Origin of the sequence: Bradyrhizobium sp., assembly GCF_036735945.1 — a bacterium.
In the GTDB taxonomy this organism is placed as follows: Bacteria; Pseudomonadota; Alphaproteobacteria; order Rhizobiales; family Xanthobacteraceae; genus Bradyrhizobium.
The window spans coordinates 1-6,296 of record NZ_DAINNI010000193.1; the positions used below are offsets into that span (position 1 = coordinate 1).

Annotated in this window: 9 protein-coding genes; 3 read left to right on the forward strand and 6 right to left on the reverse strand. The window is 63.8% G+C overall.

Translation table 11 applies throughout. The features are described 5' to 3' along the window. Positions 1–134: 134 nt before the first annotated feature. On the forward strand, positions 135–437 hold the full coding sequence (locus tag V7E26_RS28610; protein WP_324422747.1) for a hypothetical protein: 303 nt from the start codon (positions 135–137) through the stop codon (positions 435–437). Continuing rightward, positions 434–865, forward strand: coding sequence for a PIN domain-containing protein (locus tag V7E26_RS28615; RefSeq protein ID WP_324422748.1), 432 nt, complete (start codon positions 434–436; stop codon positions 863–865). Before V7E26_RS28610 ends, V7E26_RS28615 begins: the two co-directional genes overlap by 4 nt. Positions 866–963: 98 nt before the next feature. Here the strand turns inward: V7E26_RS28615 and V7E26_RS30095 are convergent, their stop codons facing one another. The 5 genes from V7E26_RS30095 to V7E26_RS28640 form a co-directional block, all read right to left on the reverse strand. Beyond that, positions 964–1,632, reverse strand: a complete 669-nt coding sequence (locus V7E26_RS30095) for a hypothetical protein (RefSeq protein ID WP_442893496.1) — start codon at positions 1,630–1,632, stop codon at positions 964–966. A 49-nt stretch (positions 1,633–1,681) separates the two neighbouring features. Further along, positions 1,682–2,506 (reverse strand): hypothetical protein, encoded by an 825-nt coding sequence (locus tag V7E26_RS28625; RefSeq protein ID WP_324422750.1) that lies wholly within the window; start codon positions 2,504–2,506, stop codon positions 1,682–1,684. Between the two features lie 542 nt (positions 2,507–3,048). Then, a complete protein-coding gene (locus V7E26_RS28630) occupies positions 3,049–3,315 on the reverse strand; it encodes an HGGxSTG domain-containing protein (RefSeq protein WP_324422751.1) in 267 nt (88 codons plus the stop codon). Beyond that, positions 3,312–3,974, reverse strand: coding sequence for a hypothetical protein (locus V7E26_RS28635; protein ID WP_324422752.1), 663 nt, complete (start codon positions 3,972–3,974; stop codon positions 3,312–3,314). Before V7E26_RS28635 ends, V7E26_RS28630 begins: the two co-directional genes overlap by 4 nt. Positions 3,975–4,037: 63 nt before the next feature. Beyond that, positions 4,038–4,259 (reverse strand): hypothetical protein, encoded by a 222-nt coding sequence (locus V7E26_RS28640; RefSeq protein ID WP_324422753.1) that lies wholly within the window; start codon positions 4,257–4,259, stop codon positions 4,038–4,040. Between the two features lie 134 nt (positions 4,260–4,393). Between V7E26_RS28640 and V7E26_RS28645 the strand changes: the two genes are divergently transcribed. After that, positions 4,394–5,539, forward strand: a complete 1,146-nt coding sequence (locus V7E26_RS28645) for an acyl-CoA dehydrogenase family protein (RefSeq protein WP_324422754.1) — start codon at positions 4,394–4,396, stop codon at positions 5,537–5,539. A gap of 58 nt (positions 5,540–5,597) precedes the next feature. Here the strand turns inward: V7E26_RS28645 and V7E26_RS28650 are convergent. Further along, the coding region (locus V7E26_RS28650) for a PaaI family thioesterase (protein ID WP_324422755.1) at positions 5,598–6,296 on the reverse strand (699 nt) is incomplete at its 5' end.

Consider the following 6,296-nt stretch of genomic DNA (forward strand, 5'->3'; position numbering starts at 1 on the left):
AAAGGGCCAAAATACCGGACAGATCGTGTGCTACCTAAACCGGACATATCGTGTGTTACCGACAGCACTTCCGGCCGGCCTTGCGATCTGCTTGAATTCTGGATATATTACTGGATATATCGGTGGAGAGCGCCATGGGCAGCAAATCTCAGAAGCGCGCGATCAGGAACTACCGGAATCGTCTCCAAATGCGGGGAATGGCCCGGTTCGAGGTTCTCGGGCTCGACGGTGACCGCGACCTCATCCGGTCACTCGCGCGACGCCTGGCGGAGGACGGGCCGGATGCCGCACGGCTGCGGGCCGCAGTCAGTCAGACGGTTTCCGGTGAGCCGCCCAGGAAGGGCGGCATTCTTGAGGCCCTTCGCCGTTCGCCTCTCGTAGGTAGCGATATCGCTCCAGTTCGCCAGTTCGAAGCCGGGCGCAAGGTTGAACTGTGAGCCGTTATCTGCTCGACACCAACATCATCAGCAAGGTCACAAGGCCTGTGCCTTCGGAAGCGCTGCTGACCTGGATGGAAGGGCAGGTCGACGACGATCTGTTCATTGCCTCGCTCACGGTCGCCGAAATCCGACGCGGCATACTGGAAAAGCCCGCCGGGCGGAAGCGTGACCAGCTTGATGCCTGGTTTTCCGGTCCGGAAGGGCCATCGGCGCTTTTCGCTGGCCGCGTGCTGCCATTTGACGAAAAGGCGGCCCTGATCTGGGCCCGCTTGATGGCTGAGGGAACCACAAAGGGAAGGCCGCGCAGCGCTCTCGACACGATCATCGCCGCGATTGCCGAGGCCAACGACTGCATCGTCGTCACCGACAACGAGAAGGACTTTGCCGGCATCGAGATCGTCAATCCTCTCCGGAATGCGATCTGATCGCCGTGCAATCAACATCTAATCCGTTCCGCCAACGGATTTGATTGATCGGTCGCCAATTTCCTTGGCTTGCGCGCTCTTTGCGAAAGCAGATCACTTCATCTCCTCCAGCAGCTTCCGCGCTTCACCCAACAAACGCCCGAATCCGCCTTCGCTCCGCGATCGCATCCCTGGTGAACAGGCCGTGCTTTCGCGCGTTCCGGTTCGCCCTTGGCGCGCCGGACCCCGGTGCGCCGCCGTGCATGCGGCAGCGCTTTTTGCCGTACACCGCCGGCGAGCGGCAGGCGCAGCCGGAGCGGGTTTTGGCGCCACAGCGCGGGCTCCCCAGCATCAGGCCGGTAGTTCCGGTGTGATCGCTCATGCCCCAGCTTCCCGCCTGGCATCAGCGGAGCGGGCCTTCGCCTGGAGCCCGCAGCCTTCGGCGCCTTCCGCGCTGCCGACGCCGGGCTTTTGTCCGCCACGATCACGCGCGCATGTTGCGTGACGTTGCCGATGATGGCCTTGCCGCCGTCGCCGACCGAGACGTTCTGCACGGTGATGGCGGGCTCGCCCTGGCTGCGGTAGCGGTTCAGCGCTTCGATCTGCATGGGGAACGTGCGGGCGAGCCGGCCGAGTACGCGCGCGGCGCTGTCGTCCTGGGCGAGGTCGTCGGCGTCGGCGAGGTGATGGGCGCATCGCATCGCCATCACGTGAACCGAAACCATCTGCGCCACCAGCATGGCCTCGACGGCATCCCGCGAGCGAATGCTCTTCACCATCGAGAGCAAGCAGCCTCACGCATCCGCAAAAGCGGCAACTGTCCCCTTCACAGGAAAGCTATCTCGCCGCCGTCACCCGCAGCGATTTCCTCAGCGCCCGTTCGGGGCTCGATTCCGGATCTGCGATCGGGCGGCGGTAGGTCGCGATGCGGCGCAGCCAGCCGACCTCGAAGACGCGGTTGGAGGGAAGGTTGCGAATCCGCTGTTGCAGGACGAACTGCGCCGCATCGGCGAATTCGGCGCGCACGGCCTTCGGATCGCCGGTCACACCGTTCATCCTGAGCAGCACCTGCTTGAGACCCCAGCCCTGCCGCAGCCCGGTCTCCTTGTTCATGGCGGCCTCGTTCGGGTTGGTGCCCTCGCCCTTGAAATTGATGTAGTCGATCAGCGGATAAAAATTCTCGCTAGCGCGAACGACGCGCGTGAACTGGATGACGATATGGTCGCGCTCCGGGCCGTCGGGCGCCGTCTTGAGGATCTTCTCCATCGCGCCTTGCGCGCGCGCCATCATGAATTGCGTCTGCTCGGTCACGGTGTCGAGCATGAACTGCCTCAACTCTTTCATCTGCGGCGAGTTGGCGTGCTTCCTGAACTCGGCCCGGCTGGTCCACGGGTTGGCCGGAATTTGCGTCTGGTCCAGCCAGGCGGGCAAACGCACGTTCTTCTTGCGCATGAACTCGAGCAGGGCCGGAAAGCTCTCCTCGAAAGGCAGCCATTTGCCGACCGGAAACCAGATGAAATGACCGATGCCGAGGGAAGCGAATTCCTCGTTCGCATTCCATGACGTGATCGCATCAATTTTTCCGCCTGTTTCATTCAGCCAGATCTTCTGGCCGATCTTCTTCGCCAGATCGCCCGGCAAGACGATCTGCGGTACCGGCAAATCCTTAGGCAGATCCTTGGCCTCTTGGCTCGGTTTCCGTGCCTCTGGCATTTGAACGGCAGCTTCCGGCGCTGGCTTCTGCACCTCATTCTGTCGCAGGACTGGTTCGGGTTCGGACTTCTGCGTGCGGGATGCCTGCGCGGCGCCAGGCCCACTTTGCTCTTTTTCGTTATCAGCGACGCGTGTCGCGGACGGCGCGGCGGTTTCCGCCAATGCCGTTTGCGTCGGAATGCCGGCGACAATGACACACGAGAGCAGCCATGAGCCGCAAGCAAGCACCTTCGCGCTATGCTGTCCGGGTCTCGCTTGCCGTGCCGTTCTCCTGCCGCTACCCGCCAATGAAATCACCGCCCATGTCCATGTTTCCGAAGGCTAGCCTGACGGGAAGGGTCGTACGGGCGAACAACACGATGCGTATGGCGAAATCGTGGGGTCACAGTGGCGGCTGTAGGCCAAGCGCCGGAGTTGCGATGACAGTGCATAAAACTCTTACCGCGATCGGATCGCCGAACAATCGACATCTGAGCCGCTCGCAACGGCAATCACTTCATCTCTTCCAGTAGTCTCCGCGATTCTCCCAACAATGTCCGAATCTGCTGTCGCTCAGCGATCGCGGCCCCGGTGAACAGGCCGTGCTTGCGCGCGTTCCGGTTCGCCCTTGGCGCGCCGGACCCCGGCGCACTACCGTGCATGCGGCAGCGCTTCCTGCCGTGCACCGCAGGCGAGCGGCACGCGCCGCCGGAACGGGTCTTGGCGCCGCAACGCGGGCTCGCCAGCATCGGGGCGGCATTTCCGATGTGACCGCTCATGGCTGTGCCTCCCGCCTGGCATCAGCGGCTTCGCGCCGTCGCCTGGCGCTCGCGGCCTTCGGCGCATTCCGCGCCGCGGATGCCGCCTTCTTGTCCGACACGATCACCCGCGCATGCTGCGTGACATTGCCGACGATGGCCTTGCCGCCGTCGGTGACCGACACGTTCTGCACGGTGATGGCGGGCTCACCCTGGCTGCGGTAGCGGTTCAGCGCCTCGATCTGGGCGGGAAAGGTGCGGGCGAGCCGGCCCAATGCGCGGGCGGCGCTGTCGTGCTGGGCGAGGTCGTCGGCGTCAGCGAGGTGATGGGCGCATCGCATCGCCATCACGTGAACCGAAACCATCTGCGCCACCAGCATGGCCTCGACGGCATCCCGTGGGCGAATGCTCTTCACCATAGACAGCATGAAGGAGAGGGTGACCTCGTCGGGGCCCTCGCCGCTCACGCTGGCCTTCACCAATTGCCTGATGATGCCATGCATCGCCTCGCGGTCGGCGACGCCCAGTGTAGCAGCCATGAGCCGGTCGCCGAGTTCAGGGTCCGGATGGTCGATGGAGAAACCGTGCGACTGCAGTTTTATTCGCGGGGCTGCGGCAGCGTTGGTCTGGTCCGTTGCGGCGATCGCCGTTGCTACAGTGAGGTCGGGCGCGGTGTTCATGTCGGGATTCCCTGGGCGAGGCGCGCGCAGGCGATCGCTCGCCGCGGCGGCGTGGGTGCAATTTCAAGTGTCGGTGAGGGTTTTGAGCCGCAATCGCGACGGACGCACCTGATATTGCGGGGCGACGGGCGCATGCCGGATTTCGGAATAATCGAAAAATGCTCCTGATTTGCCCGACGTGTCAAGTTGCTTTTCCGAATGCCGGCGGCCGCCTGCCGCTTTGCATGGGGTTGTTTTCGATATTTTGGCAGCGCGCGCCTTCGAAAGCGAGTTCTCCAGCGTCATCCGCCGTTGTGCCGGCGAGCGCTTGCGAAACCCGTCGACATGCCCGATCCTATCCGTCGGGAGCGGGCAACGCGCAAGCCCTGTCCCGGCATCCGTCGTCGCCGGCGGTCTGCTCATTTGATAACGAGGGTCACATGTCATACCGTTCCTCCTGGATGACGGAAGAACTCGACGTCTTCCGCGATCAGTTCCGCAAATACCTCGCGAAGGACCTGGCGCCGCATGCGGAGAAGTGGCGCGAGCAGAAGATGGTCGACCGCTTCGCCTGGCGCGGGCTTGGCGAGATGGGGGCGCTGCTGCCGAGCGTGCCGGAGGCCTATGGCGGGCTCGGCGCGACCTTCGCCTATGATGCCGCTGTTCTTGAGGACATCGAGAGCACGGTGCCGGAAGTGACGACCGGCGTCTCCGTGCACAGCGCGATCGTCGCGCACTACATTCTCAACTACGGCTCCGAGGAGCAGAAGCAGCGCTGGTTGCCGAAGATGGCCTCCGGCGAGATGGTCGGCGCCATCGCGATGACCGAGCCCGGCACCGGCTCCGACCTGCAAAGCGTCAAGACCAGTGCGAAGAAGCAGGGCAATTCCTATGTCATCAACGGCCAGAAGACGTTCATCACCAACGGCCAGGCCGCCGATCTCGTCGTCGTGGTCGCACGCACCGGCGAAGCCGGCGCCAAGGGCCTCTCGCTGATCGTGGTCGAGACATCAGGCGCGGACGGCTATCGCCGCGGCCGCAACCTCGACAAGATCGGCCTGCATGCATCAGACACGTCCGAATTGTTCTTCGACAATGTCGTCGTGCCGCCCGAGAACCTGCTCGGCGGGGAAGAAGGGCAGGGCTTTGTCCAGTTGATGCAGCAACTGCCGCAGGAGCGCCTCGCGCTCGCGGTCGGCGCCGTCGCCTCGATGGAGCGCGCGATAAAACTCACCGCCGACTACACGAAGGAGCGCACCGCCTTCGGCAAGCCGCTGCTGGATTTCCAGAACACCGCCTTCAAGCTTGCCGAGCGCAAGACCGAAGCTGTCATCGCGCGCGTCTTCGTCGACTGGTGCGTCGAGCGCCTCGTCGCCGGGGATCTCGACACCGTCACCGCGTCGATGGCGAAATACTGGTGCTCGGAAAAGCAGGTGCAGACCGCCGACGAATGCCTGCAGCTGTTTGGCGGCTATGGCTACATGCAGGAATATCCGATCTCGCGGATGTTCATCGATTCCCGGATCCAGAAGATCTATGGCGGCACCAACGAGATCATGAAGCTGTTGATCTCACGCTCGCTGTGAACGGAGCCTGCGAGGCGGCGGGCGTCTACGAGATTGCGGGATGATGATGCAGGGCTTCCTAATCTTCCCGAGCCCGCCTCAGCTTGAAATGCCCGAACGCCGTCGCGATCGGCCTTGTTGCGTCGTCCTGCCAGGCCTGCGCCTGGAACGCGACGATGCGCAGGCCCTGCTTGACGATCGAGACGTTGGCAAAGCTGTCCAACGCGCGTCCCGAACGCAGATAGTTGATGGTCAGGCCGATCGGCTTGGGCGGCGCTGCGAAGCCGAGTTCGCGGGCGACGCCGACGATCGCCGTTGTCTCCAGAAAGGCGCCGGTGATGCCGCCGTGGATGGCGGGCAGCACCGGATTGCCGATGATCCTTGGCGAGAACGGCATGTGCAGCACGCCGTCTTCCGCGACGCGGATGCCGAGGCAGCGGGCGAAGGGGCTCCTGGCGAACGGGCCGGTGTCGTCGTCGGGACAATCGAGAACGGGCACCTCATCGGCGTCCCTGTCCTGCAGCATGTTGGTGCGGTTGGCGCCGATCATGAAGCAGGCGGCGGCGGTCGCCACCGGATCCTGCTCGGTGTCCTGATAGGCGGTCGCGCGCACGAAGGCGATCGAGCGCGTGACGTGATAGCAGATCGAATGCGCCTTGATGTCGAGGCCGGGCTTGGCCGGCTTCTGGTAGTCGATGCGCAAATCGAGCGTGGCGATGGCGCGGCTGCCGTCGAGCGCGAGCTGCACCGCCATGCCGCAGCTTTCGTCCAGCATGGC

What these genes read in the sequence shown, in the direction of transcription:
- V7E26_RS28645 (WP_324422754.1), top strand. Translation starts at nt 4,394, where the DNA reads ATGTCATACCGTTCCTCCTGGATGACGGAAGAACTCGACGTCTTCCGC.
- V7E26_RS28630 (WP_324422751.1), bottom strand. Translation starts at nt 3,315, where the DNA reads ATGAGCGGTCACATCGGAAATGCCGCCCCGATGCTGGCGAGCCCGCGT.
- V7E26_RS28640 (WP_324422753.1), bottom strand. Translation starts at nt 4,259, where the DNA reads ATGACGCTGGAGAACTCGCTTTCGAAGGCGCGCGCTGCCAAAATATCG.
- V7E26_RS28635 (WP_324422752.1), bottom strand. Translation starts at nt 3,974, where the DNA reads ATGAACACCGCGCCCGACCTCACTGTAGCAACGGCGATCGCCGCAACG.
- V7E26_RS28610 (WP_324422747.1), top strand. Translation starts at nt 135, where the DNA reads ATGGGCAGCAAATCTCAGAAGCGCGCGATCAGGAACTACCGGAATCGT.